18 protein-coding genes are annotated in these 25,289 nt (G+C 70.8%); 12 read left to right on the top strand and 6 right to left on the bottom strand.

The annotated features are described in order from the left end of the window. The first annotated feature begins 47 nt into the window (after window positions 1-47). The 4 genes from D1648_RS16510 (at window position 48) to D1648_RS16495 (ending at window position 6,514) form a co-directional block, all read left to right on the top strand. Complete coding sequence (locus tag D1648_RS16510) at window positions 48-1,151, top strand: LacI family DNA-binding transcriptional regulator (protein WP_122943685.1); 1,104 nt, start codon at window positions 48-50, stop codon at window positions 1,149-1,151. Between the two features lie 53 nt (window positions 1,152-1,204). Continuing rightward, window positions 1,205-2,221: a LacI family DNA-binding transcriptional regulator gene (locus tag D1648_RS16505; protein WP_122943684.1), complete on the top strand. Its 1,017-nt coding sequence runs from the start codon at window positions 1,205-1,207 to the stop codon at window positions 2,219-2,221. A 218-nt stretch (window positions 2,222-2,439) separates the two neighbouring features. Further along, a complete protein-coding gene (locus tag D1648_RS16500) occupies window positions 2,440-3,753 on the top strand; it encodes an ABC transporter substrate-binding protein (RefSeq protein ID WP_122943683.1) in 1,314 nt (437 codons plus the stop codon). A gap of 94 nt (window positions 3,754-3,847) precedes the next feature. Continuing rightward, complete coding sequence (locus tag D1648_RS16495; RefSeq protein ID WP_122943682.1) at window positions 3,848-6,514, top strand: glycosyl hydrolase; 2,667 nt, start codon at window positions 3,848-3,850, stop codon at window positions 6,512-6,514. Window positions 6,515-6,578: 64 nt separating this feature from the next. Here D1648_RS16495 and D1648_RS16490 read toward each other — a convergent pair whose 3' ends face one another. Continuing rightward, window positions 6,579-8,870 (bottom strand): family 78 glycoside hydrolase catalytic domain, encoded by a 2,292-nt coding sequence (locus D1648_RS16490; protein WP_122943681.1) that lies wholly within the window; start codon window positions 8,868-8,870, stop codon window positions 6,579-6,581. A gap of 16 nt (window positions 8,871-8,886) precedes the next feature. Next, window positions 8,887-10,227, bottom strand: a complete 1,341-nt coding sequence (locus D1648_RS16485; protein WP_241155554.1) for an MFS transporter — start codon at window positions 10,225-10,227, stop codon at window positions 8,887-8,889. 479 nt (window positions 10,228-10,706) lie between these two features. On the opposite strand from D1648_RS16485, the gene D1648_RS16480 reads away from it, so the two are divergent. The 3 genes from D1648_RS16480 to D1648_RS16470 are packed head-to-tail and all read left to right on the top strand — an operon-like array spanning window position 10,707 to window position 13,769. Continuing rightward, the gene (locus D1648_RS16480) at window positions 10,707-12,005 is read left to right on the top strand and encodes an ABC transporter substrate-binding protein (RefSeq protein ID WP_122943679.1); all 1,299 of its coding nucleotides are present in this window, start codon (window positions 10,707-10,709) and stop codon (window positions 12,003-12,005) included. 4 nt (window positions 12,006-12,009) lie between these two features. Next, window positions 12,010-12,942, top strand: a complete 933-nt coding sequence (locus D1648_RS16475; protein ID WP_122943678.1) for a carbohydrate ABC transporter permease — start codon at window positions 12,010-12,012, stop codon at window positions 12,940-12,942. After that, window positions 12,939-13,769, top strand: coding sequence for a carbohydrate ABC transporter permease (locus D1648_RS16470; RefSeq protein ID WP_122943677.1), 831 nt, complete (start codon window positions 12,939-12,941; stop codon window positions 13,767-13,769). The genes D1648_RS16475 and D1648_RS16470 overlap by 4 nt, the downstream gene beginning before the upstream one ends. Window positions 13,770-13,943: 174 nt before the next feature. Here D1648_RS16470 and D1648_RS16465 read toward each other — a convergent pair whose 3' ends face one another. The 4 genes from D1648_RS16465 to D1648_RS16450 form a co-directional block, all read right to left on the bottom strand. Next, window positions 13,944-15,485: a rhamnulokinase family protein gene (locus D1648_RS16465; protein ID WP_122943676.1), complete on the bottom strand. Its 1,542-nt coding sequence runs from the start codon at window positions 15,483-15,485 to the stop codon at window positions 13,944-13,946. After that, window positions 15,482-17,554, bottom strand: coding sequence for a bifunctional aldolase/short-chain dehydrogenase (locus D1648_RS16460; RefSeq protein WP_122943675.1), 2,073 nt, complete (start codon window positions 17,552-17,554; stop codon window positions 15,482-15,484). The genes D1648_RS16465 and D1648_RS16460 overlap by 4 nt, the downstream gene beginning before the upstream one ends. A gap of 2 nt (window positions 17,555-17,556) precedes the next feature. Then, the gene (gene rhaI / locus D1648_RS16455; protein WP_122943674.1) at window positions 17,557-18,735 is read right to left on the bottom strand and encodes an L-rhamnose isomerase; all 1,179 of its coding nucleotides are present in this window, start codon (window positions 18,733-18,735) and stop codon (window positions 17,557-17,559) included. A gap of 212 nt (window positions 18,736-18,947) precedes the next feature. After that, the gene (locus D1648_RS16450; protein ID WP_122943673.1) at window positions 18,948-19,946 is read right to left on the bottom strand and encodes a LacI family DNA-binding transcriptional regulator; all 999 of its coding nucleotides are present in this window, start codon (window positions 19,944-19,946) and stop codon (window positions 18,948-18,950) included. 366 nt (window positions 19,947-20,312) lie between these two features. On the opposite strand from D1648_RS16450, the gene D1648_RS16445 reads away from it, so the two are divergent. From D1648_RS16445 to D1648_RS16425, 5 genes are all read left to right on the top strand, one after another. Beyond that, entirely contained in the window at window positions 20,313-20,972 is a 660-nt protein-coding gene (locus D1648_RS16445) for a DUF1961 family protein (protein ID WP_122943672.1), read from the top strand. Window position 20,973: 1 nt separating this feature from the next. Next, window positions 20,974-21,681: a DUF624 domain-containing protein gene (locus D1648_RS16440; protein WP_122943671.1), complete on the top strand. Its 708-nt coding sequence runs from the start codon at window positions 20,974-20,976 to the stop codon at window positions 21,679-21,681. A gap of 109 nt (window positions 21,682-21,790) precedes the next feature. Continuing rightward, window positions 21,791-23,326: an extracellular solute-binding protein gene (locus D1648_RS16435; RefSeq protein WP_122943670.1), complete on the top strand. Its 1,536-nt coding sequence runs from the start codon at window positions 21,791-21,793 to the stop codon at window positions 23,324-23,326. 202 nt (window positions 23,327-23,528) lie between these two features. Next, a complete protein-coding gene (locus D1648_RS16430; protein WP_241155553.1) occupies window positions 23,529-24,386 on the top strand; it encodes a sugar ABC transporter permease in 858 nt (285 codons plus the stop codon). Window positions 24,387-24,395: 9 nt separating this feature from the next. Then, window positions 24,396-25,274 carry a carbohydrate ABC transporter permease gene (locus D1648_RS16425; protein ID WP_122943669.1) on the top strand — a complete coding sequence of 293 codons (879 nt, stop codon included), beginning with the start codon at window positions 24,396-24,398 and terminating at the stop codon, window positions 25,272-25,274. Window positions 25,275-25,289: the final 15 nt, after the last annotated feature.

The following is a 25,289-nucleotide window of genomic DNA, read 5'->3' as shown; positions in this document are numbered from 1 at the left end:
GGCGGGCGACGGCAGGGACACCAGGAGCACGGGAGGGCGGGGGCATCATGCGGGTGACGCTGCGGGACGTCGCGGAGCAGGCAGGGGTGTCGGTCGCGACGGTCTCCCGCGCCCTCAGCCGCCCCGAGATGGTCAGCGAGGATGCCCGCGACCGGATCCAGGAGATCTCCCTCCAGCTCGGCTACCGTCCCTCCCGCGCCCCGCGGGAGCTCGCCCCGGGCAGCAGCGGCGCCCTCGGCGTGATCGTCCCCGACCTGCTGAACCCCTTCTATCCGGCGCTGCTCAAGGGCGCCCAGGCTAGGGCCCGCGAGCACGGGATGCATCTGCTGCTGGCCGATGCGGAGGAGACGCCCGACGGCGAGCTGCCGCTCGTGCAGACCCTCGCCCCGCAGGTCGACGGGATCCTGCTGTGCTCGAGCCGGATGAGCGAGAGCGACCTCGAGGAGGCCGCGGGGCTGACCCGGCTGTGCCTGGTCAACCGCCGTCACCGGGACCTGTCCGCCGTCTCCTTCGACGCGCTCAGCGGGGTGAGATCCGCAGTGCGCCACCTGGCCGCGCTCGGCCATCGCCGGATCGGCTGCGTCAGCGGTCCGCGCACGAGCCGCTCCGAGGCCGAGCGGCGCGACGCCCTCGCGCAGGTCGGCGCCGAGCTCGACGTCGAGATCGTGGACATCGGCCACTTCCCGCCCAGCATCCAGGGCGGCAGCTCCGCGGCCGAGCCGCTGCTGCTGCACGAGCTGAGCGCGGCGCTGGCCTACAACGACGTCATGGCGATCGGGCTGATCTCCGGGCTGCACGCGCTCGGCTTCTCCGTCCCGGCCGACATCTCCGTAGTGGGCTGGGACGACATCGAGTACGCGGCCGTGTCCAGCCCGGCGCTGAGCACCGTGCGGGTGCCCCGCCTCCGCATCGGCGCGCTCGGCATCGACGCGCTCGTCGCGCCCGCCGGCGCGGTCACCGAGCAACGCCTCGAGACCCGCTTCGTGCCCCGCGACTCCACCGCGCGGCGCCGCGGTGCGGGTGGGGGCCTGCTCGCCGTGTCCGACCGCGCGGAGGAGCAGGCCGCGCCGACGCAGGAGCAGGCCGCGCCGACGGAGGCCGTCGCCGGGCCGCAGGCGCCGGACCATGGGCGCGCCGCTAGAGTGTGGTGACCTGCGTCGGCCCGCGGCCCGGGCGGCAGGTGCGAGGCAGGAGGGAGCAGTCGATGGCACGGAGCGCCGCGAGCATCAAGGACGTGGCACGGGAGGCCGGGGTGTCGATCGGCACCGTCTCCAACGTGCTGAACCGTCCCGACATCGTCTCCCCCGAGCGGCGGGACCGCGTGCTCGCGGCGATCCGCAGCCTCGGCTACGTCCGCAACGACGCCGCGCGCCAGCTCAAGCTCGGCCGCTCCTCGACCGTGGGCACCATCGTGCTGGACATGGGCAACCCCTTCTACTCCCAGCTCGTGGGCGGGGTCGAGGCCGCGGCGGAGGCGTCCTCCCTCGCCGTGATCTCCGGCAGCTCCGGCAACCGCGAGCAGCGCGAGCGCCTCTACCTCTCCCTCTTCGAGGAGCAGCGGGTGCGGGGGATCCTGCTCGCCTCGACCGGGGCGGCCGAGGAGCTCATCGAGCAGATCCGCGAGCGCGGCACCCCCGTCGTCCTCGTCGAGCGGGAGCGCGCCTCCACCGGCGGCTCCTCGGTGAGCGTCGACGACTTCGCCGGCGGCGAGATCGCGGTGCGCCACCTGGCCGAGCTGGGCCGACGCCGCATCGGGGTCATCGCCGCCCGGCAGGACCTGCGCCAGGTCGCCGAGCGTCTGCGCGGTGCCCGTGCCGCCGCCGAGTCCGCCGGCGCCTCCCTCGAGGTGATCGAGGCGGAGGCGCTGACCGTCCTCGCCGGCCGCGCCGCCGGCGAGGCAGTCGTCGCCCGCTCCCGCACCGAGCGGCCCGACGCGCTGTTCTGCGTCAACGACCTGCTCGCCGTCGGGGCGCTGCAGGCCTTCGCCTTCCGCCACCAGGTCGCCGTGCCCGAGGAGATCGCGCTGGTGGGCTACGACGACATCGCCTTCGCCCGCTCGACGGTGGTGCCCCTGACCTCGGTCTCCCAGCCCGCCGACCTCATGGGCCGCACGGCGCTGGCCCTGCTGGAGGAGGAGATCGCCGACCCCAGTGCGCCGCGACGGCACGTCGCCTTCCGGCCCACGCTCGTGGAGCGGGAGTCGACGCTGGGCCAGAGCTGAGGACCCCTCGGAGCAGCGGGTCGCCGCGTCCGGAGGAAACGGGTCGCCACCTCCCGATGAAACGGCTCAGCACCGCAGGGGTCATCCACGCGCCCTCGAGAATCGTCCGGAGCGCAGACCTGCGACAACGATGCTCGGCAAGCGTTTACACGTTTCAAACTCACGTCTAGGGTGGCACTCGTCGGCACCGCTGCGCACCACGATCGAAGGAGATCGCCATGCCCCTCCCCATCGCCTCCCGCCCCGCCCGACGGGCGGTCCTCGGCGCCCCGCTGGCCCTGCTCGCCCTCTCCTCCTGCGGGCCCAACGCCCCCGGCGGAGCCGGAGGCGACGACGAGGCAGGAGGAGCGCTGCGCTTCGCGTGGTGGGGCAACGCGACCCGCGACGAGCTCACCCGCGAAGCGCTCTCCGCCTACGAGGACGTGGCCCCCGAGGTGACGATCTCGGCAGAGCCCGGCGACTGGAGCGGCTACTGGGACAAGATCGCGACCCAGGTGGCCGGCGGCGACGCCCCGGACATCCTGCAGATGGACGAGGGGTATCTCGCGGAGTACTCGAGCCGCGGGATCCTCGCGGACCTCGCCGAGACCTCCATCGACACCGCGGGCATCGACCCCGCGGCGCTCGAGGCGGGGCGCGTGGACGGCGGGCTCTTCGCGCTGAACGCGGGGATCAACGCGCCCGTGCTCCTGGCCAACCCCGCGGTGTTCGAGGAGGCCGGGGTGGAGATGCCGGACGACACCACCTGGACCTGGGACGACCTGGTCGACATCGCGACCCGCATCTCCGAGAGCACCGCGGAGGGCACCTTCGGCGTGCAGCAGTTCGGAGCCGCAGGCGGTCCGCCGCTGGCCGTGTTCCTCCGGCAGCTCGGCGCCGAGCGGTTCAGCGCCGACGGCGACATCGGCTTCACCGCGGAGCAGCTCGCCCAGTGGTGGGAGTTCACGCTCCGCCTGCAGGACAGCGGCGCCTCTCCCGAGGCGTCGGTCGCCGTCGAGGAGGCCGGGCAGACCGTCGACCAGTCACTCTTCGCCGTCGGCCGCTGCGGGCTGCAGGCCCAGTGGTCGAACCAGGCCGTCACCCTCGACAGCGCCCTCGACGGCACGGTGGAGGTGCTGCGCATGCCCTCCCACGCCGGCTCCGCCGACGAGGCGGGGCTCTGGTACAAGGCCTCGATGTACTTCTCCGTCGCGGCGACCGCGCAGAACCCGGAGGCCGCCGCCGCCTTCGTCGACTGGATGGTCAACAGCCCCGACGCCGGGAAGATCCTGCTGGCCGAGCGCGGCGTGCCGGCGAACCTCGAGGTCCGCGACGCCATCCGGGAGGACCTCACCGACTCCGATCGCAAGGCGGTCGACTTCATCGAGGCGATCGCCGACGAGCTCGGGGACCCGCCTCCGCTGACCCCGCCCGGCGGCGGCGCGGTCGACGACGGGATCGCCCGACGTGCCGAGGACGTGCTCTTCGCGCGCAGCTCACCGGCCGATGCCGCCCAGGCCGTCGTCGACGAGGCACCCGGCCTCCTCGGCTGAGGATCCGACTCCACCCTCCCGGCTCGGCTCTCCCCGACGCCTCGCAGAAAGCCGGAACGCGAACCGCACCGGCTGCACGACCTCGAAAGGCACCATGAGCACCCACACCGTCCAGCAGGTCCTCGACGCGCTCGCCGACCCCGATCCGGCGGCGCGCCCGATGATGCGCTGGTGGTGGTTCGGACCCGATCTCGACCGGGGCGAGATCGACCGCGAGCTCGCCGCGATGGCAGCGGCCGGGCTCGGCGGGGCCGAGGTGGCGCTGGTCTACCCGCTGCGCGAGGGTGCTCCGGAGTATCTCTCCGGCGAGGTGCTCGGCCATCTCCGCCACGCCGCCGAGCGCGCCCGCGAGCTCGGCCTGCGCCTGGACGTCACCCTCGGCAGCGGCTGGTCCTACGGCGGCGCGCACATCGGGGACGAGCACGCCGCCCGCCGCCTGCACTGGGAGCGGCGCGACATGGGCCCGGAGCCGCTCGAGCTCGAGCTGCGCCCGTCCTGGCCGGGGGACGAGCTCGTGACCGTGCACCTGGGGGAGGGGCTGCCGCCCTCGGGATGGCAGCGGCTGCACCTCGAGGACGGCCGATTGCGGATCCCCGCCGGGCGCGGGCCCCGCACCGTGCTGATCGCCTGGTCGCGCACCACGGGCCAGCAGGTCAAGCGCGCCGCCGCCGGGGCGGAGGGACCGGTCGTGGACCACCTCGACGCCGACGCCGTGCGTCACCACCTCGACGTCGTCGGCGGGGCCGTGCTCGAGGCGGTCCCTGCCGCGCTGCTCGGCTCCGTCTTCAGCGACAGCCTCGAGGTGTACCGGGCGGGCTGGACGCCGCGCCTGCCCGAGCGCTTCGCCGCGCTGCACAGCTACGAGCTGCGGGACGTGCTGCACCTGCTGGAGGTCGACGCGCCGGGCGCGGAGCAGGTGCGCGAGGACTACGGACGCACCCTCTCGGTGCTCGTCGAGGAGGGCTTCGTCGCGACCTGCCGGCAGTGGGCGGAGGAGCACGGGGTGCGCTTCCGGCTCCAGGGCTACGGCGAGCCGCCGATCACGCTCGCGGCGCAGCGGGGCGCGCATCTGATCGAGGGGGAGGGGGCGGGCTGGACCGCGCTGACCCAGTCGCGCTGGGCCTCCTCCGCCGCCCACCACGACCGCCGCGACGTGGTCTCCAGCGAGGTGTGGACCTGGGTGCACTCCCCGTCCTTCCGCGCCACGCCGCTGGACCTGCTGGCCGAGGCGCATGAGCACCTGCTGCTCGGGATCACGCACTTCGTCGGCCACGGCTGGCCCTACACCGCCCCCGACGTCGAGGGGCTCGGCTGGACGTTCTACGCCGCCGGCGCGCTGGACGACCGCAACGCCTGGTGGCCCGCGATGCCCGAGCTCACCGCGCGGCTCGCCCGGCTCTGCGCCGCGCTGCGCCTCGGGGAGCCGGGCGCGGACGTCGCGCTCTACCTCCCCTACGCCGACGTCCGCGCCGCCCAGGGAGGGGGCCACGACCTGTGGCGCGCCTGCCGTGCGCATGTGGGCGAGGCGCTCCCCGCCGCGATCCGCCGCGCCGGCTACGACCTCGACCTCGTCGACGATGACATCCTCGAGACCCTCGACCCCGCCGCCTATCCGCTCGTGGTGCTGCCCCGGGTCACCCGGCTGCCGGCCGCCGCCGCGGCCTGGCTGGACCGGGTGCGGGCCGCGGGCGGCACGGTCCTCGCCGTGGAGTCCCCGGCATACCCGGCCGGGATCGCGGTGTCGATGCCGGAGACGCTCGTGGACGCAGGGCGGCTCGTGGACCACGCGACCCTCTCGATGGCCGGCGCGCTGCCGACGGCCCACGACGGGGACGCCACCTCCGCCGCCGGAAGGGCTGCGGGACCCGCGGCGAGCGACGGGGGAGGTGCGAATCCCCTCGCCGCGGCGCTGGACGCGGTCGCACTGCCGCCGATGCTGCTCGAGGGAGATCGCGGGCAGGTGGGCGTGGTGTGCCGCCGCCTCGTCGACGGTGAACTGTTCCTGCTGGGAAACACCGGGCCCACACCCCTCGAGCTGTCCCTCGCACCCCGTCGGCCACGCGCCGGGCTGAGTGTCCACGACCCGGCGACCGGCGCCCGCCAGGCGCTCGACCCGGTCGGCGGTTCGCTCGCCCTCGCCCCCTACGAGTCGCGCCTGCTCCTCGCCCATGACGAGGCGCTCGCCGACCTGCACGACGCGGCGCCGCCCCGCACCGTCGCCCGGCCTCTGGACGGGCCGTGGAGCGTCGCCCGGGAGGGGGAGGAGCCGCGCCCCGTCACGCTCCCGCACCTGCTGGTCGGGACGGAGGCCGCGGACCTGCGCCCGCTGGTGCTGGAGACCACGGTGACCCTCGACGAGCGGGAGGCGGCGGGCCCGCTGCTGCTCGACCTCGGCGAGGGCACTCCCCACGAAGAGCTCGGAGCGGGCAGCGGCTATCGCGCGCTGCTGGATGCGCCGGTCCGGGAGGTCGCGATCGTCGAGATCGACGGGCACGGGGCGGGGATGCTGTGGAGCCCGCCGTACCGCCTCGACCTCACAGGACGGATCTCGGCCGGCACCTCCCGGCTCACGCTGCGGGTGCTGGGCACGACCGCGCCCGCGGCCGCCGCCCCGGAGAACGCCATGCCCGCCGCCCGCGATGTCGCCGTGGCGCACGCGACCTACGGCGAGCGGTTCCAGCCCCAGGAGCTCGACCTTCTGCTGGACGGCGTCGCGACGGGGCTCGCAGCGGTGCCCGTGCTGCACCTCCCGGCACGCTGACCAGGGGTGCGGGCGCGGTGCGGCCCGGTGGGCGGGGTGAACCGCCCACCGGGTCGCGCCGAGCTCAGTCGCCGGTCTCGAGCGCGTGGGTGCCGGGGCCGACGGTGCGCTCGGTGCCGTCGGGCAGGACGATCTCGGCCTCCGTGCCCTCGGGGATCACGGCCTTGCCGCGTAGGCCGTCGGCCGTCTGCTCCCAGGACACCTCGATCCGCCCCGCGACCGAGTCGTAGGCGCCCTTCGCCCAATCGATGCCGGGGCCCGGGGTGGGCTGGATCCGGATCCGGCGGTAGCCGGGCTCGGCGGCGCGGATGCCGAGGACGACCTGGTAGACCCAGTCTGCGACCGCACCGAGCGCGTAGTGGTTGAAGCTCGTCATCTCGCCGGGGTTGATCGAGCCGTCGGGCAGCATCGAGTCCCAGCGCTCCCAGATCGTGGTCGCGCCCATCGAGACGGGGTACAGCCACGAGGGGCATCCCTCCTCGAGCAGCAGGCGGTAGGCGTCCTCGACGTGTCCGGTCTCCGAGAGAGCCCAGGTGACGAAGGGGGTGCCGGCGAAGCCGGTGGAGACCTTGTATCCCGCCTCCCGCACCACCTCGGCCAGGCGCTGCGCGGCCTTCTCCCGGAGCGCAGGCTCGAGCAGATCGAAGGCGATGGCGAGGGAGTACACCGTCGCGCAGTCGGAGCGGATGATCCCGTCCTCGCCCACGTACTCGGCGGTGAACGCGGCGAGCGTGCGGTCGGCGAGGGCCTGCCAGCGCTCGGCGCCCTCGGTCTCGCCGATCAGCCGTGCGGTCTCCGCTGCGAAGCGGGCCGAGCGGATCAGGCATGCGGTGGCGACCACGGCCTTGTCGGCCTTCGCGTCGGCGGCGGCCTCCGGCGGGGCGTCGGGGTCGAGGCAGTCGCCGAACTGGAAGCCCTGGTCCCACAGGCCGCTCGGGGACAGGGCCCGCTCGACGGACTCCAGGTGCAGCACCATGCCGGGATAGTGCGCGCGCAGCCGGTCGAGGTCGCCGTAGGCGTTCCACAGCGCCTCGGCGACCCATACCGCCGCATCGCCCCAGATGGCGGTGGGGACCTCCTGCGGCTCGCCCTCGCTGAACGGGTCCGAGCCGTTCTTGCGGAGCTTGAGGATGTCGGGGACCACGAAGGGCACGAAGCTCAGCGGCGGCAGCTCGGTCTCGGCGCGCACGTCCAGCAGCCAGTTGTGCAGGAAGTCGTCCACGTCGAACTGGTAGGCGGCGGTCGCGGCGTAGGCGGCGATGTCACCGGTCCAGCCGAGCCGCTCGTCCCGCTGCGGGCAGTCGGTGGGGACGGCGAGGAAGTTGCCGCGCTGGGACCAGATCGAGTTGCTGATCAGCTGGTTCACCCCGGGGTGCGAGGACTCGAACCAGCCCGTGCGTCGGATGTCCGAGTGGACGACGACGGCCTCGACGTCCTCGGCGGTCAGCTCGCCCGGCCAGCCGGTGATCTCGGCGTAGCGGAAGCCGTGGAAGGTGAGGGTCGGTTCGAAGGTCTCGCCGCCGGGATCGCCGGCGAGGACCAGGCGGTCGGTCGCGGCGGCGGCGCGCAGCGGCCGGGTGCCGAGCTCCTCGTGCTCGAGCACCTCCGCGTGGCGCAGCGTGATGATGGTGCCCTCGGGGCCGGTCACGGTGAAGCGCAGCCAGCCCACCAGGTTCTGCCCGAAGTCCAGCAGCGTCTTCCCCGACGGGGAGGTCCAGATCTTCTCGGGGCGCAGCGCCTCGTAGCGTCGGATCAGCGGGGAGGTCTGCTCGATGAGCGTGCCACGGTCGATCTCGGTCACCTGCACCGGCCGGGGTGCGCCGGGCTCGAGCCGCCGATCCTCGTGCTGGCCCTGGTAGATCGTGGCGTGGGTGATGGGGGAGGAGGTGGCGGTCCAGGACTCGTCGGTGACCAGGCGCTGCGTGGAGCCGTCCTCGAAGGTGATCTCGAGGGCGGCCAGCAGCGCGTTCTGATCGCCGTAGTTCGCCTCCGCGTCACCGAAGCCGAAGTCGCCGTTCCACCAGCCGCGACCCAGGAGCGCCGACAGGCGCACGCGGTCACCGCCCGCGCGGACCTGCTCGGTGACGTCGAAGCGCTGCACCTGCAGGCGGGACTCGTAGACGGTCCAGCCGGGGTTCAGCACGGACTCGGTGGCGGCGGAGCCGTTGATGCGCGCCTCGTAGATGCCGTGGGCGGTGGCGACCAGCTCGGCGCGGGCGACCTGCGCCGCAGGCTGGTCGAGGCGGGCCTCGGTCGCGAGGACCGGGGCGCGGCCCTCGACCGGAGCCGCGGTGATGGCGCAGGCGTCGTGCAGGGTGTCGCTCAGGGGCGCGGGGTCTGCGGTGGTGGCGGTCATGATCGAGTCACTTCTCCTAGGTGGTGTAGGGGCTGGATGAGCTGGATACGAGAACAGGCAGGTCGGCGTCCGACGATGAGAGCGGGTGGCTGTCGGCATCGTCGGACGACTCGACGGCGAAAGCGTCGAAGCGCGGGCGGTGGAAGCCCGCCCAGCCGCAGGCGAGGCCGATCGCCACGACGGCGGCGATCAGGGTGTAGGCGAGCCCTGGTGTGTGCATCAGGGTCGGGGTCACCAGGGCGACAGCTGCGGCGATCACTCGGGCGATAGCGATCACGTAGCCCTGCACGGTGGAGCGGAGAAGGGTCGGGAAGGACTCCTGCGACCAGACCTTCATGATGGCTTCGAAAGCGAAGGCGCCGCCGATCGCGTTGAAGAAGCTCTGGGCTATCCAGGGCACGGCGGAGAAGCCCAGAGCAACGGGGACGAGATAGGAGCCGGCCAGCAGCAGGGCCCCGACCGCGTAGGCGCGCATGCGCCACGGAGTGTCGACCAGACGCATGAAGACGAGGGCGCCGAGCATACCGACCCCCAGCATCACGATGCCGAGGAATGACTGTGTGCGGACGCTCAGGCCTACGACATTCACCCCGATGTAAGTGCCGAACTGGCCACCGGTGTTCGCGCCGATGTTGGTGAGGGTGTAGAAGCCCGCGATGGCGAGGAAGGGGATCAGCAGGGTCCGATCCCGCAGGATGTCGAGGATGCTCGCGCTGCGTGCGCGGACGGTGGTGGCGCCTGCGCTCCTCTCGGCGCGCGCGACGGACCAGGTCGTGGACTCCGGCACGGACAGTCGCGCGATCATCACGACGAGGGCGACCAGTCCGACATGGGCGAACATGATCTGTCCGCCGAGTCGACCGAGGTCTCCGGCGATGATCCCGAAGACGTTCGCTCCGATGATCCCCGTGAACCAGAGGATCTGGGAGAAGCCGATGAGCTTGCCGCGGTTGTGATCGGCGGCGGCCTCTGAGATGGAGGCGAGGGAGACGGGCAGATCGGCCCCGGTTCCGATGCCCACCAGCACCATGCCCACGAGGAGCGGGGTGAAGCTCGGTGCCAGGATCAGGAGCAGGGCACCGACCACGATCATCGCCATCGTGCAGAGGAAGACCGAGCGACGTCCGAAACGGTCGCCGAGACTGCCGCCGGTGAATGCGCCGAGGGCGATGCTCAGCGTGAGAGCGGCCGAGAGCACTCCGATCTGCCCCTCCGAAAGACCGATGGAGTGCTGGTAGAGCACGAGTGCTGTGCCGGAGCTGACGATGGCAGCGGCATCGATGTAAGAGGCCATCCCACAGATGACGGCCACCCGCCAGGGCTTCGGGGGCGTGGAGGGGGAGGGGGTCCAGCTCACGCAGTTCTCCTTCGAACAGGGTGGTTCCGGCTTCGAGCCCGACATGAAAGGGCGAAGGGGCGGAGTCGCTGAATGAAACGTCTCAACAAGAGTAGCACTGACTTTCGCCGACAGGCAAGGGTGCGGCGGGCGATCGGATCGCGATGCGGGCTGGCGGTGGTCCGTTCGTGGTGGTCGCCCCTGCGGGCGAGCCCTCCTGGCGAGTCAGGTGTCGTCAAATTCGCAGGTGGGAGGGCTGCGGGAGGGGGTGGCCGGCGGCCTGCGCGGCGTGCGTGTGTGGCCGACTCACAGGAAAGCCCTTGCCCGACCGAGAGCTTTCCCGGCGCCTCGCCCCACTATGGTCACGAGGTGATCTCGGACCGTTGACACCGCCCAGCTGCCCGCTTAATCTGTGCGCAGATTGGAGCGTTTCAATCATTCGGTGGGCTGCCGAAGACGGCCGTGCCCGCATGGCTTACGACGAAGTAGGTGCGAATCCCATGGCTTTCTCGCGACGTTCACTCCTCATGGGGGCCGGCTCGGCCGTGCCCGTCATCGCGATCACCGGCTGCGGCGGCAGCGGCGGCGGTGGGGGAGGGACTGTGACCTTCCTGGTCGACAACAACCCCAACAACATCGCCGCATCCGAGTCGCTCATCGCCGCGTTCAACGAGTCTCAGACGGACTACGAGTTCACGATGGAGACCCGTCCAGGAGGGACTGAGGGCGACAACCTGGTCAAGACGCGGCTCAGCACGCAGGACATGCCGGACGCCTTCTCCTACAACTCAGGCTCTCTATTCCAGGCGATCCGCCCCGTGCAGAACCTCCTGGATCTCTCGGACCAGCCCTGGGTCGATCGACTCGCCGAGAGCTTCCCGGATTCCGTCTCCGTCGACGGCAAGGTCTACGGCGTCCCGCATGGCGGCTCGAACTCCGGTGGGGTCTGGTATCACAAGCCCACCTACGAGGAGCTCGGGCTCGAGGTCCCGCTGACCTGGGACGACTTCATCGCCAATGCCGAGGCCGCGAAGTCCGCCGGCAAGCATGGGGTGATCCAGAGCTACGGCGAGACCTACACCTCGCAGTTCCTGGTGCTGGCCGATTTCCACAACGTCGCGACGGCGAACCCGGATTTCGCCGAGCAGTACACCGCCAACGAGGTCGGCTTCGCCGATGATCCCACGGCCTTCAGGTCCTTCGAGCACGTCGAGCAGATCACGAAGGAGGGGCTGGTCAACGAGGACTACGTCTCCACCACGCTCGAGCAGGCGCTCGCCTATCTCGCTACCGGCGAGGGAGCACATTACCCCTTCTTCGCGAGCGGCATCTCCGAGATTGAGGCGAACCATCCTGATCAGCTCGAGGACGTCGGCTTCTTCGCCCTACCGGGCGACGACGCCGCGACGAACGGGCTGACCGTGTGGCTGCCCAACGGGATCTACATCCCCGGCACCGCGGAGAACCCCGAGGCGGCCAAGGCGTTCCTCGCCTTCGTCGCGAGCGCGGAGGGGCTGGCCGCGATGGCCGAGGGCGCCCAGCCCACCGGCCCGTACATGCTCACCGACGTCCCGCTTCCCGACGACGTCCCCACGGCCATCCGGGAGCTGCAGACGTACTTCGACACTGAGGGTGCGACCACGCCCGCTCTCGAGTTCGTCTCTCCGGTGAAGGGCCCGAACCTGGAGAACATCCTCATCGAGCTCGGGACCGGGTCGATCGATGCGAAGACCGCCGCGCAGCGCTACGACCAGGACGTCGAGAAGCAGGCCCAGCAGCTCGGCCTCGAGGGGTGGTGAGCCGATGACCGCCGTCGTCAGCACGGAGCTCCGCGCCGTGCCCGCCGGACGCGAGAACGGGGAGCGCAGACGCAGCAACTACCTGGCCAAGGCTTACCCCCTTTGGTACTACCTGCCGGCAGGACTGCTGTTCCTGGTGTTCTTCGCGATCCCGACGTTCGCCTCGTTCTTCTTCAGTCTCACCCGCTGGAGCCTGTTCGACTGGGAGTTCATCGGCTTCGAGAACTTCCGCCAGTTCCTCTCCGAGCCGCAGCTCATCGGCTCCCTGCGGAACACTGTCGTCTACGCCTTCCTCACGAGCGGCGCGAAGGTCGTGCTGGGAATGGCGCTCGGCCTCCTTCTGACCTCGCAGATCCGGGCGCGTGGGCTCCTGCGCTCGCTGGTCTTCTTCCCGGTTCTCGTCTCGACGATCGGCGTTGGCGTCATGTTCACGACGATGATGCATCCGACCGACGGGCTCATCAACACAGCGCTGGCCGTGGTCGGCATCGAGGGCCCCAAGTGGCTCGCGGATCCGCAGCTCGCGCTCATCTCCGTCGCGCTCGTCGACATCTGGAAGGGTGTCGGGCTCGCGACCGTCATCTACATGGCGGGCATCGTGGCCGTGCCGGCCGAGTACTACGAGGCTGCGCGCGTGGACGGGGCAGGTGCGTGGAGCACCTTCCGACGCATCACGCTCCCGCTGATCCGCCCGGCGACCTTCACTGTCATCACCCTGTCGCTGATCGGAGGGCTGCGGAGCTTCGATCTGATCTGGGCGATGACCAGCGGCGGCCCGGGTTTCGCGTCCGACGTCATCGCCTCGGTCGTCTACAAGCAGTACCAGGCCGGCTTCTACGGCCTCTCCACCGCGGGCAACGTCGTGATGTTCCTGGTCGTGATGCTGATCGTGGTCCCCCTGAACTACTTCATGCGCAAGGCGGAGGTCGACCAGTGAGGAACCGAATCAGGGTCAACGTCGTCAGCGCTCTGACGCTGATCCTCTTCGTCATCGTGTTCGTCGTGCCGTTCCTGCTGGTCCTGGTGAACGCCGTGAAGGACAGGCAGGAATCGTCGCAGCTGAACCTCGCGCTGCCCACCTCGTTCCACCTGGTCGAGAACCTCCGCGAGGTGTTCCAGGCGCGGAACTACATGCTCGTCACCGCCATGGTGAACAGCACGATCCTCACGGTCGCGAGTGTGACCGGCATGGTGATCGTCGCGGCGATGGTCGGCTTCGTGCTGCAGCGCCGCGCCAGCCGTATCAACGGCTTCGTCAACGCTGCGGTGCTCATGGGCCTCATCGTCCCGCCGGCGGTCGTGCCGACCATCTGGGTGCTGCAGTCCCTGGGTCTGTTCAAGACGCTGCCCGGCCTGATCCTGGTCGAGATCACCTTCGGGATCTCGTTCTGCGTGCTCCTCTTCCGCGCCTTCATGGCCACGGTCCCCAGGGAGCTGGACGAGGCGGCCATCATCGACGGCTGCGGGCCGCTGCGTCTCTTCTTCCAGGTGATCCTGCCGCTGCTGAAGCCCACCGTGGTGACGGTGATCGTCGTGCAGTCCGTCGCGGTGTTCAACGACTTCGTGCACCCGCTGTACTTCTTGCCGGGGGAGGAGAACGCGACCGTGCAGCTGACGCTCTACAACTTCATGAGCCAGTACTCCACGCAGTGGAACCTGCTGTTCATGAACATCCTGCTCATCACGATCCCGCCGCTCATCGTGTTCCTGTTCTTCAACCGGCAGATCGTGGCGGGCATGACCTCTGGGGCTGTGAAGGGCTGAGCAGTATTGACCGGGATGTCGTCGGCCCCGGGGCTATCCGCAGGAAGCGGGGCCCCGGGGCCTTCGTGCACGCGGTCGATGATCCCGGCAGTCGGGTGCGGATCACGTACGCAGGTGGACGCGGGAGCGCCCGGTCAGGCGGCAGGACGTCCCTGAGGCGTTCTACCGGGCGCTCTACCCGAGTTCTGCTGAGCGCCCTGCCAGCCGCAGCCCCAGCCGGCCGGAGGGCCGGAACCGCTCGAGCTCCACGCTCTCGCGCACGAGGGCCCGGATCGCGTCCGGTTCCTGCGGCACCGCTCCCAGGGCCCGCGACTGCAGGGCCACGTTCCCGAGCGCCGTCGCCTCCATCGGGCCGGCGATCACCTCGATCCCGAGCGCGTCGGCCGTGAGCTGGTTGAGCAGGGCGTTGCGGGAGCCGCCGCCCACCACGTGCAGGCGCTCGGGCAGCGGGACCTGCGCCAGGCGGCAGGCGGTGCGCAGCTCCTCGCGGTAGGTCTCCGCGAGGGATTCGAGGATGCAGCGGACCACCGCGGCCGGGGTGCGAGGAAACGGGTCGTCCCCGTCGAGCCGCCGGGCGGCGGCGCACACGCGGTCCGCCATCCGGCCCGGGGCGAGGAACTGCTCGTCGGTCGGGTCGATGCGGAACCGATTCGCCGGCGACTGTGCGGCGGCGTCCAGCAGGTCCTCGAGGACCACCTGCGCGCCGTCCTCCTCCCACTGCCGGATCGACTCGCTGACCAGCCACATCCCCGAGACGTTCTTGAGGAACCGCACCGTGCCGTCCACGCCGCCCTCGTTGGTGAAGCCCGCCCGGCGCGCCTCCTCGCTCGCGACCGCTCCGGGCAGCTCCAGGCCGATCAGCGACCAGGTGCCCGAGGAGATGTACGCGAGCGGGCTCGTCCCCGACGCCGCCGGGACGGCGAGCACGGCCGAGGCCGTGTCGTGCGAGCCGATCGCCACCACCGGCACCTCGCCGATCCCGAGCTCGCGGGCGAGCGCGGGACGCACCGTGCCCAGGCGCTCGCCGGGGGTGATCAGCGGCGCGAGCAGTCCGCGGTCGATCCCCGCGGCCGCGAGCAGCTCGGTGTCCCAGTCCCCGTCCAGGCCCAGCATCCCGGTGCTCGAGGCGTTGGTGCGCTCGCTGCGCCGCGCCCCGGTGAGCAGGTGGCCGATGAGATCCGGGACCATCAGCAGGGTGCTGCCCGGCGGCAGATCTGCCACACGGTCGTCCGCGGCGAGCTGGTACAGGGTGTTGAAGGGCTGCTGGGCGATGCCCGTCAGCGCGAACTGCCGCGCCCGGCCGACGTGCTCGGCGATACGGTCCGCGACCCCGTCGGTGCGGGAGTCGCGATAGGCGATCACCTCGCCGATCCGCTCGCCGCCGTCCGCCTCCTCGGGGCCGACGAACCCGTAGTCCACCGCCCAGGAGTCCACGCCGATCGAGGCGAGCCCCGGCAGCCCGCGCACGAGGGCGAGATCGTGGGCGTCGGCCAGACCCTGCCGGATCTCGGCCCACAGCGCATCGATGTCCCAGCTCAGGTGACCTTCGCGCTCGACCAGGAGGTTCTCGAAGCGGTGCGCGGGGACCAGCTCGATCCGCCCCTCGGCCACGACCCCGAGCATCACCCGGCCCGAGGTCGCGCCGAGGTCGACCGCGGCGACGGCGAACGGTCTCTCCGCGTCCCCGGCGGGCGTGCTCTCCAGGGCGGTGCTCATCGCAGGAACGCCGCGGCGACCCCCGCGTCCACCGGCACGTGGAGGCCCGTGGTGTGGGAGAGGTCCCCGGCGGTCAGCGCGAACACGGCGCTGGCGACGTTCTCCGGCAGCACCTCGCGCTTCAGCAGCGTGCGCTGGGCGTAGAACGCGCCGAGCTCCTCCTCCTCGACCCCGTACACCTTCGCGCGGCTCGCGCCCCAGCCGCCGGCGAAGATGCCGGAGCCGCGCACCACCCCGTCGGGGTTGATGCCGTTGACGCGGATCTGGTGCTCGCCGAGCTCCGCCGCGAGCAGCCGCACCTGGTGCGCCTGATCGGCCTTCGTCGCCGAGTAGGCGATGTTGTTGGGGCCGGCGAACACGGAGTTCTTCGAGGAGATGTAGATGATGTCCCCGCCCATGGCCTGGTCGATCATCACCCGGGCCGTCTCGCGGGAGACGAGGAAGCTGCCGCGCGCCATCACGTCGTGCTGCAGGTCCCAGTCCTTCGCGGTGGTCTCCAGCAGCGGCTTGGACAGCGAGAGCCCGGCGTTGTTGACGATGAGGTCGAGACCGCCGAAGGCGAGCACCGCCTCGGCCACCGCCTCGACCACGGCCTGTTCATCGGAGACGTCGGCCCGCAGCGCGACGGCATGATCCGGCCCGCCGAGCTCCTCGGCGACGGCCTGCGCGTTCTCCAGGTTCAGATCCGCGATCACCACGCAGGCGCCCTCGGCGACGAGCCGCGTCGCGGTCGCCTTCCCGATCCCGGAGCCGCCGCCGGTCACCAGCGCCACCCGGGTCGCGAGCGGCTTGGGCTTCGGCTTGCGCTGCAGCTTCGCCTCCTCGAGCGCCCAGTACTCGATGCGGAACTTCTCCGACTCCTCGATGGGGGAGTAGGTCGAGACCGCCTCCGCGCCGCGCATCACGTTGATCGCGTTGACGTAGAACTCGCCGGCCACGCGGGCGGTCTGCGCATCCGCGCCGAAGGAGAACATGCCCACGCCCGGGACCAGCACGATCGCCGGATCCGCGCCGCGCATGGCGGGGGAGTCGGCCTCGGCATGACGCTCGTAGTAGGCGGTGTAGTCCGCGCGGTAGGACTCGTGCAGCTGCTTCAGCCGCGCCACCGACTCCTCGATCGAGGCGTCCGCGGGCAGGTCCAGCACGAGCGGCTTGACCTTGGTGCGCAGGAAGTGGTCCGGGCAGGAGGTGCCGAGCTCGGCGAGCGGGGCGAGCTTCTCGCTCGCGAGGAACTCGTGGACGGCCTCGGTGTCCGTCCAGTGGCCGATCATCGGCGCATCGGTCGAGGCGAGACCGCGCACCACGGGGAACAGGGCCGAGGCCTTCGCGCGCCGCTCGGCCTCCGGCAGCGCCTCGCGGGAGGCGTCATGCGCGCCGAAGGGGTCGGGCCGGCCGGTGCGCCCGATGAACTCGGTCGCCTCGGCGATGATCCGCAGCGAGTTCGCCTCGGCCTCCTGCGAGGTCTCGCCCCACGCGGTGATGCCGTGCCCGCCGAGGATGCAGCCGATCGCGGCCGGGTTCTCTCGCTTGATCGCCGCGATGTCCAGGCCCAGCTGGAAGCCGGGGCGGCGCCACGGCACCCACACCACGGCGTCGCCGAAGCACTCGCGGGTCAGGCGCTCCCCGTCGGCCGCAGTCGCGAGCGCGATCCCGGCATCGGGGTGCAGGTGGTCCACGTGCGCCGCGTCGACCAGGGCGTGCATCGCGGTGTCGATGCTCGGCGCTGCGCCGCCCTTGCCGTGCAGGCAGTAGTCGAAGGCCGCGACCATCTCGTCCTCGCGGTCCACGCCCGGGTAGACCTCCTCGAGGGCGCGCACGCGGTCCAGGCGCAGCACGGCCAGGCCCTTCTCCTCCAGGGTGCCCAGATCGCCGCCGGAGCCCTTGACCCACAGCAGCTCGGTCTCCTCACCGGTGACCGGATCGGTCTCGGCGCCCTTCGCGGAGGTGTTGCCGCCGGCGTAGTTGGTGTTGCGCGGGTCCGCGCCCAGCGTGTTCGAGCGCGCCAGCAGCGCCGCGACGGTCGGGTTCGTCGGTGCGGCCGACGGATCGGTGGTGTGCGTGCTGCTCATGCTCAGGCTCCCCATCCCATCTGGTTCCCGCCGACGCGCTCGGCGGCGACCTTCTCCTCGTAGCCGCTCGCGCGGAAGGCCCCGAAGGGATCCGCCGGCAGACCGCGCTCCTCGCGGAAGGCCGCGAGCGCCGGTCGCACGTCGGTCCAGAAGGCGTCCATGAGGATCCCGTGCGCCTCGAGCACGTCGTGCCGCTCCTGGGCGTCGGCCAGTGCCTCGCGGTCCACCAGCAGCGCCTTGGCGAGGGTCTCCTGCACGTTCAGCACCGAGCGGATCTGGCCCTGGATCTTCGACTCGAGGTTGTGGCACTCGTCGAGCATGAAGTTCACGCCCGAGGCGGGACGGTGCGCGTCCTGCTGCACGATCTCGAACAGGATCCGGAACAGCTGGAAGGGGTCCGCGGCGCCGACGATCAGGTCGTCGTCGGCGTAGTTGCGGGAGTTGAAGTCGAAGGCGCCCAGCCGGTTCTGGCGCAGCAGCTGCGCGACGATGAACTCGATGTTCGTGCCGGGAGCATGGTGACCGGTGTCGAGCACCACCTGCGCCTGCTCGCCGAGGGCCAGACAGTGCAGCAGGCTCGTGCCCCAGTCCGGCACATCGGTGTGGTAGAACGCCGGCTCGAAGAACTTGTACTCCAGCACCAGCCGCTCGCCCTCGCGAAGGCCCAGGTAGATCTCCTGCAGCGACTCCGCCAGATGATCCTGGCGGCGGCGGATCGAGTCCTGGCCGGCGTAGTTGGTGCCGTCGGCGAGCCAGATCTTCAGCTCGTGGGAGCCCGTCTCCCGCATCACGTCCAGGCACTCGAGGTGGTGGTCGATCGCGCGGCGCCGCACGGTCTTGTCCCCGTGGGTGAGCGAGCCGAACTTGTACTCGTCGTCCTGGAAGGTGTTGGAGTTGATCATGCCGATCTGCACGCCCTGCTCGGCGGCGGCGTCGCGCAGCGCCGAGTAGTCCTCGACCCGGTCCCAGGGGTAGTGGAGCGAGACGCGGGGGGCCGAGCCGGTGAAGGCGTGGGTCTGCGCGGCGTCCGCGATCTTCTCGAAGGGGTCGCGCGGCGTGCCGGGAGTGCCGAACACCTTGAAGCGGGTCCCGGAGTTGCCGTAGGCCCAGCTGGGGACCTCGATCGAGAACTCCTCGAGATCGCGGGCGACCTCGGCGGGGAGCGTGGTGGGGGTGGTCATGGGGCTCCTTCTCAGCGGTGCGGTCCGTCCTCGGCGACGGGCCCGTGCGAGGGTCGGGCTGCCCGACCCCGAACACGAGTTGAAACGACTCAAGCGGAGCGTAGCACGCGCCGCCGTGGCGGGAAAGGCGATTCCGGCGCCCCGCTGCGGACGGTGCCGCGCGACGGGCCCGCCCAGGGGCGGGCTCCGCTGCACCCGGACCTGGCGTGGGCTCAGCGAGTGCGAGGCCGGCCCGTGGACTCGCGCCAGACGACCTCGGTGATCGACGGTCTGTCCATCGCGGGATCCTCTCCGCGCATCACGCGCAGCAGCTCCTCGAGGAGCTCCGCGCCGAGTCGATGGTTGTCGATGGCGACCGTGGTGAGCGACGGGGACATCCATGCGCCCAGCGGGAGATCGTCCCAGCCGGTCACGCTGAGGTCCCCCGGCACCCGCCAGTCGCGCTCGGCGGCGGCGCGGACCACCGCGGCGGCCACCACGTCGTCCGAAGCGAGGACGGCCGTGACGCCCGTGCACTCCGGGAGGTCGAGGATCGTGCGGCGGGCCGCCTCCGGATCCCAGCGGCAGTCCACGACGCCTGCGGAGCGCAGCCCCAGCTCCTCGACGGCGCGACGGAAGGCCTCACGGCGACGCTGCGAGGAGGGGTGGTGGCGGTCGCCGGTCAGATGCAGCAGCTCCCGATGCCCCCGGGCGGCGAGCCCCTGGACCAGCTCGAGCATGCGCGACGCCTCGGAGAGGGGTCCGACGCCGCGGAGCTTCCGGTCGTACACGGGTGCCGAGACGATCGGCACCGTCCCGAGGCGTTCCCGACCTCCGCCCGGAAGGTCGGTCAGCGACAGCACCGCCTCGTAGAGCCCCGAGTCCGCGAGCTCTGCGACCCGGCCGCTGCTCAGCTCGCCCGGCGGGAGCGTGACCACCTCGAGGGCGAAGCCGGCTCGCTGCGCGGCCTCGCTCGCCCCGGCCAGGACCTCCGACGGGCTGCGGGCGTCCCCCGCGGGGAGCACCAGGGCGAGTCGACCGGTCGACCTGTTCCGCATGGCGCGGGCGACGAGGTTGGGTCGGTAGTCGAGCTGGGCGACGGCCTGGTCGATATGGGCCGCGAGCATCGGCGAGACCGTCGGATCGTGCTTGAGGTGGCGGGAGACGGTCTGGTGGGAGACGCCGGCGAGGCGCGCCACATCGCGGATCGTGGGGCGGCGGGCGCCGGCCATACGGGCCTCCTCGAAGCAGGTGTCCGGTCACGATCTCACAACGGGTGACCGTTCATCCGCCTCTCGCTCGGGAGCCGCCGAGTGACAGGCCTCGAATGCCGTCCCGGCGGGCGCAGTTCGATGCCTCCACGCATGGACTGCAGGTCATGGTGCCGGCCAGCTCGCAGGGCAGGAGTGGATCCGAGCGGCGGACGGCGATCGAGTGAACGGTCACTCGGCAGACGGTCCCGGTCGTTCGTCGCAGGCGGGTCCACGAGATCCAGGAAAGCGGTTGACGTCGAGTTTGGAACGGTTCAAGATGTGATCTGCATCGCCGGAGCGTCCCAGGGGCGGGGCGTCCGCACGAGTGGACGAGGAGGCCCACCGATGAGCATCGAGCTGTATCGCCGGGCGCTGTCCGCGCCCGAGGACATCGCCGACTGGATCGTCGAGGGCCCCATGGCGGCCTCGTTCCCGCGCGGCGCGCTGCGCCTCGAGAGCGCAGCCGACCCCGCCGCAGGCCAGGCGGCGAACTTCGTGGCATGGCTACCAGTCGAGCACGAGGGGGACGTGCGGATCAGCTGGAGCTTCCGACCCCTGCGCGAGCCCGGTCTCGCGATGATCTTCTGGGCCGCCCGCTCGCGCGACGGACGCTCGCTCCATGATCCCGCCCTGCCCGCGCGCACCGGGGAGTACGAGCAGTACCACTCCGGAGCGATCGATGCCTACCACCTGTCCTACTACCGCCGCATGTGGCCGGCCGAGCGGAGCCTCCACACCTGCAACGTGCGCAAGAGCCATGGCTTCCACCTGGTCTCCCAGGGAGCGGATCCGCTGCCCGGCGTCCTCGACGCGGACCGCAGCTACCGGGCCGAGCTGACCTGGCGCTCCGGCCGACTGCACTTCGACATCGAGGGCATCGAGTGCCTCGACTGGACCGACGACGGCGCGATCGGCGGCCCGGTCCGCGCCGGGGGAGCGATCGGCCTGCGCCAGATGGCGCCGCTGATCGCCGAGTACTCCGACCTCCTCGTGGAGGCGATCTGAGATGGACCGCCTCACGACCGCCCTCGGCGCCGCCGCCGAGCTCCTCCTGCGAGCTCTCCACCTCCAGGCGCTGTGGGTGATCGGCACCCTCGCCGGCGGCGTGATCCTGGGCTGGGCGCCGGCGACGATGGCTGCTGCGGACGCAGCCCGTTGGGCCGAGAGAGGGGAGCGGATCACTCTCCGGAACGCCGCTCGGGTCTGGCGCTCCACCTTCTGGCGCAGCCAGATCACCCTCGGCCCGCCGGCGCTGCTGCTCGTCCTCGCAGCCGGCGCGCTCACCGCGGCGGACGCACCTCTCGCGGCGCGACTGCCGGCGGGTCTCGCCTCGATCGCGCTCCTCGCAGCGATGGTCCACATCCCGCTCGTGGACCTCCGGCACCGGGTCCCCGCCCGTGCGGTGCTGGCCAGGGCCGCGCTCCTCGCCCTGGCGCAGGCGCACACCACGGCGCTGCTCGGAGCGGTGCTGGTCCTGTGGGGAGCGATCCTGCTCTCCCTGCCCGGACTGATCCCCTTCCTCGGAGCGGGAGTCGCGCTCCTGGTGTCCCAGCACCTCGTCGGCCGCACGCTCGACCGCAACGAGGAGCTCCTCGCCTCCGAGGCGCGCGAGCGCCCCGAGGCCACGACCCGGCCGAAGGGAGCCGCAGACGCGGGCTTCCGTCGGGCGGTTCCACGGGCGCCGGCGCACCCTGCGCCGGTCCCTCGTCCCTGACCACCGCTGCCGCCCCTCGGCGGCGCCTCTCCACCCCGAAGGGCCGGCACGACGCCGTCCCCGCGCCCCCAGTGCGCCCCGAGCGGCGCACCCTGCGAAAGGAACAAGGATGTTCTCCCGACGTGCCCTCCTCGGCGGCGCAGCCGCCGGCACCGCCACCCTCGGCCTCGCCGCCTGCGGCGGCTCCTCCGGAGGAGGCTCCGGCTCCTCGGAGGAGATCACCTCCCTGCGCATCATGGCGCCGCTGCTCTCCGACACCGCCCCGGATCCCGAGGGCGAGCTCCAGACGGCGATCGAGGAGTTCATCGGCATGCCGCTGGAGATCACCTGGGTGCCGAACTCCAGCTACGACGACCGCGTCACCGTGACCATGGCCAGCGACAGCATCCCCCACGTCATGGTCCAGACCGGCAAGACCGCCGAGTTCGCCCAGACGGCCCAGGCGGGCGGGTACTGGGACCTCACCGAGATCCTCCCCGAGTACGAGAACCTCACCCCGCAGAACGACGAGGTCGCGCACGGAGCGAGCATCAACGGTCGCACCTACGGGATCTTCCGCCTGCGCGATGCGATGCGTGCCGCGATCAGCATCCGCAAGGACTGGCTCGACGCGCTCGGTCTCGACGAGCCCCGGGCCACCGACGACCTCATGGAGATCGCCAGGGCGTTCACCGAGGAGGACCCGGCCGGCGACGGCTCGGCCACCACCGGGCTGATCATCCCGGCCTGGAGCGGCTACGGGAACAACGGACCCTACGACCTCTGGGAGACCTGGCACGGCACCGCGAACGTGTGGAAGGACGAGGGCGGCACGCTCGCACCGGCCTTCCTCGCCCCCGAGTTCCTCGAGGCGAACCGGAGCATGCGCGCGATGATCGAGTCCGGCCACGTCAACGCCGACTTCGCGACCATGGACTCCGCCACCTGGAACGAGCCCTTCTTCACCGGCCAGGGCGGGCTCATCGCAGACGTCTCCTCTCGGGGCCTGCAGCTGCTGGGGCTGTTCAAGGACGCCGATGCCGAGGACTACGGGGACAAGGTCACCATGGTCGGCAACCTGAGCCGCCCCGACGGCAGCAAATGGTCGCTGCCCACACCCGGCTACTCCGGCTACCTCTCGATCCCGAAGGCGTCCGTGCCGTCCGACGCCCAGCTCGCCACGGTCCTCGGCGCACTGGACAAGCTCTCCTCCGCCGAGGGGCAACGCCTGCTGAACAACGGCATCGAAGGCGTGAACTACGAGGTCGACGGCGACCAGTCCGTCGCGATCGAGTCCGAGGAGGCCTCCCTCGTCCAGAGCGACGTCTCCGCCTTCGCGCAGATCGGCAGCCAGTCCAACGGCTACCTGGGATACCCCGCGAAGCCGGAGGGCGAGCCCGAGACGGCGCTCGACGAGAAGCGCCTCGCCTTCCACGAGACCGACATGGAGACCGCCGTGTTCAACCCGGGCGCCGCGTACATGTCCGAGTCCTACCTGCAGAACGGCGCGATCCTCGACCAGATCGTGGTCGATGCGCGGCTGAAGTACCTCGCCGGACAGATCGACGAAGCAGGGCTCACCGCCGAGCTCGAGCGCTGGACCGCCAGCGGCGGTCAGCAGGTCATCGACGAGATGAACGAGCTGTACCAGCAGGGCTTGAACTGAGAGCCGACCGGTGGGAGGCGGCTCGCAGAGGCGCCCCCACCCTCACCACGAGGACTGATCGACCATGGTCATGACGAACAGCCCGGGGGCGGCCGCCCCCGTCCCGCTGGAGGTGGAAGAGCCTCCGGTCCCGAGGGCGAGCAGCTCTCGACGGCGGCGCAGCCTGCTGAAACGACTGCGCCGATCCCCGATCCTCTACCTGATGCTCGTGCCGGGCATCGTGTACTTCGCGGTCTTCAAGTACGCCCCGATGTACGGCATCACCATCGCCTTCCAGGACTACCTGCCCTTCCTCGGGATGCAGGACAGCCCGTGGGTGGGCATGAAGCACTTCGAGCGGCTCTTCAGCGGTCCCGACTTCGGGAGGCTGCTGAGCAACACGCTGATCCTGGCATTCCTCAACATCGTCATCGCGTTCCCCGCGCCGATCATCGTCGCGCTGATGCTCAACGAGCTGCGCAAGCAGATGCTGAAGAAGTTCATCCAGACGGCGATCTACATCCCGCACTTCCTCTCCTGGGCGATCGTCTCCGGACTGACCTATCTGCTGTTCGCGCTGGACATCGGACCGATCACCGTGCTGTTCAACGAGATCTTCGGCGGGCGGGTCAACTTCCTCGCGGATCCCGACTGGTTCCGTCCGGTGATCATGGTCCAGACCCTGTGGAAGGGCACCGGCTGGGGGACGATCATCTATCTCGCCGCGCTCGCGGGCGTGGACAAGCAGCTCTACGAGGCCGCGATGATCGACGGCGCCGGACGGTTCCAGCAGCTGCGCCACGTCACGATCCCCGCGATCATCCCGACCGTGATCATCATGCTCATCCTGAACATCGGCAACTTCCTCGACACCGGGTTCGAGCAGATCTACATGCTCACGAACTCGCTGAACCGCGACGTCGCTGACGTGTTCGACACCTACGTGTACTTCATGGGGATCACCAACGGTGCATACAGCTACTCGACCGCGATCGGCCTGTTCAAAGGGCTGGTCGGGCTCGTCCTGATCCTCGGAGCGAACTGGCTCGCGAAGAAGTTCACCGAGTCCTCCCTGTTCTAGGAGCCACAGATGTCCATCAAGTACGACTCCCCGCGGGACAGGGCGCTCGACGGCCTGAACATCGCCGTGCTCCTCGGCTTCGCCGCGTTGACGATCCTGCCCTTCCTCTACGTGCTCGCCGCCTCGTTCGCGACCGAGTCCGAGATCGCCTCCCGGCCCTTCTTCCTGTGGCCTGATGATCCGACCCTGGAGACCTACCGGTACATCTTCTCGACCGACACCTTCCTGCGCTCGCTGCTGGTCACCATCGGCGTCACCGTCGTCGGCACGCTCGTGCAGATCACGCTGACGATGCTGATGGCCTATCCGCTCTCCGACCCGAACCTCGTCGGGCGCGGACTGATCATGCGTCTGGTCCTCTTCGCGATGCTGTTCTCCGGCGGCATGATCCCGCTGTTCCTCGTGGTCAAGGAGCTGGGGCTGCTCGACTCCTACTGGGCGCTGATCCTGCCGATGGCGATCAACCCCTTCAACCTGATCGTGATCCGCACCTTCTTCCAGCAGCTGCCGCACGAGCTGAGGGAGGCCGCGGAGATCGACGGGGCGAACGAGTTCACGACCTTCTGGCGGATCATGCTCCCGCTCTCGAAGCCCGTCATCGCGACCTTCTCGCTCTTCTACGCTGTCGCGCTGTGGAACGACTTCATGTCGCCGCTGCTGTACATCTCCGACAGCTCGAAGTGGACGCTGCAGATGTTCGTGCGACAGGTGACGATCTCGAGCGATCCCTCCACCACCCTCGGAAATCTGGACCCCAACTACGTCCCGCCCAAGGAGGGCCTCAAATTCGCGGTGATCGTCATCGCGACCCTCCCCATCATGTGCGTCTACCCCTTCCTCCAGAAGCACTTCGCCAAGGGCGTGATGATCGGATCCGTCAAGGGCTGAGCGCACAGGCCCGAA

This window comes from Brachybacterium sp. EE-P12, assembly GCF_003711805.1.
Lineage (GTDB): Bacteria > Actinomycetota > Actinomycetes > Actinomycetales > Dermabacteraceae > Brachybacterium.
This window is presented reverse-complemented; position numbering and strand designations above follow the sequence as displayed.

Coding starts and splice junctions, on each gene's coding strand:
- D1648_RS16505 (WP_122943684.1), top strand. CDS start 1,205: ATGGCACGGAGCGCCGCGAGCATCAAGGACGTGGCACGGGAGGCCGGG.
- D1648_RS16445 (WP_122943672.1), top strand. CDS start 20,313: ATGAGCATCGAGCTGTATCGCCGGGCGCTGTCCGCGCCCGAGGACATC.
- D1648_RS16480 (WP_122943679.1), top strand. CDS start 10,707: ATGGCTTTCTCGCGACGTTCACTCCTCATGGGGGCCGGCTCGGCCGTG.
- D1648_RS16495 (WP_122943682.1), top strand. CDS start 3,848: ATGAGCACCCACACCGTCCAGCAGGTCCTCGACGCGCTCGCCGACCCC.
- D1648_RS16435 (WP_122943670.1), top strand. CDS start 21,791: ATGTTCTCCCGACGTGCCCTCCTCGGCGGCGCAGCCGCCGGCACCGCC.
- D1648_RS16465 (WP_122943676.1), bottom strand. CDS start 15,485: ATGAGCACCGCCCTGGAGAGCACGCCCGCCGGGGACGCGGAGAGACCG.
- D1648_RS16490 (WP_122943681.1), bottom strand. CDS start 8,870: ATGACCGCCACCACCGCAGACCCCGCGCCCCTGAGCGACACCCTGCAC.
- D1648_RS16510 (WP_122943685.1), top strand. CDS start 48: ATGCGGGTGACGCTGCGGGACGTCGCGGAGCAGGCAGGGGTGTCGGTC.
- rhaI (WP_122943674.1), bottom strand. CDS start 18,735: ATGACCACCCCCACCACGCTCCCCGCCGAGGTCGCCCGCGATCTCGAG.
- D1648_RS16460 (WP_122943675.1), bottom strand. CDS start 17,554: ATGAGCAGCACGCACACCACCGATCCGTCGGCCGCACCGACGAACCCG.
- D1648_RS16500 (WP_122943683.1), top strand. CDS start 2,440: ATGCCCCTCCCCATCGCCTCCCGCCCCGCCCGACGGGCGGTCCTCGGC.
- D1648_RS16430 (WP_241155553.1), top strand. CDS start 23,529: ATGCTCGTGCCGGGCATCGTGTACTTCGCGGTCTTCAAGTACGCCCCG.
- D1648_RS16425 (WP_122943669.1), top strand. CDS start 24,396: ATGTCCATCAAGTACGACTCCCCGCGGGACAGGGCGCTCGACGGCCTG.
- D1648_RS16475 (WP_122943678.1), top strand. CDS start 12,010: ATGACCGCCGTCGTCAGCACGGAGCTCCGCGCCGTGCCCGCCGGACGC.
- D1648_RS16440 (WP_122943671.1), top strand. CDS start 20,974: ATGGACCGCCTCACGACCGCCCTCGGCGCCGCCGCCGAGCTCCTCCTG.
- D1648_RS16450 (WP_122943673.1), bottom strand. CDS start 19,946: ATGGCCGGCGCCCGCCGCCCCACGATCCGCGATGTGGCGCGCCTCGCC.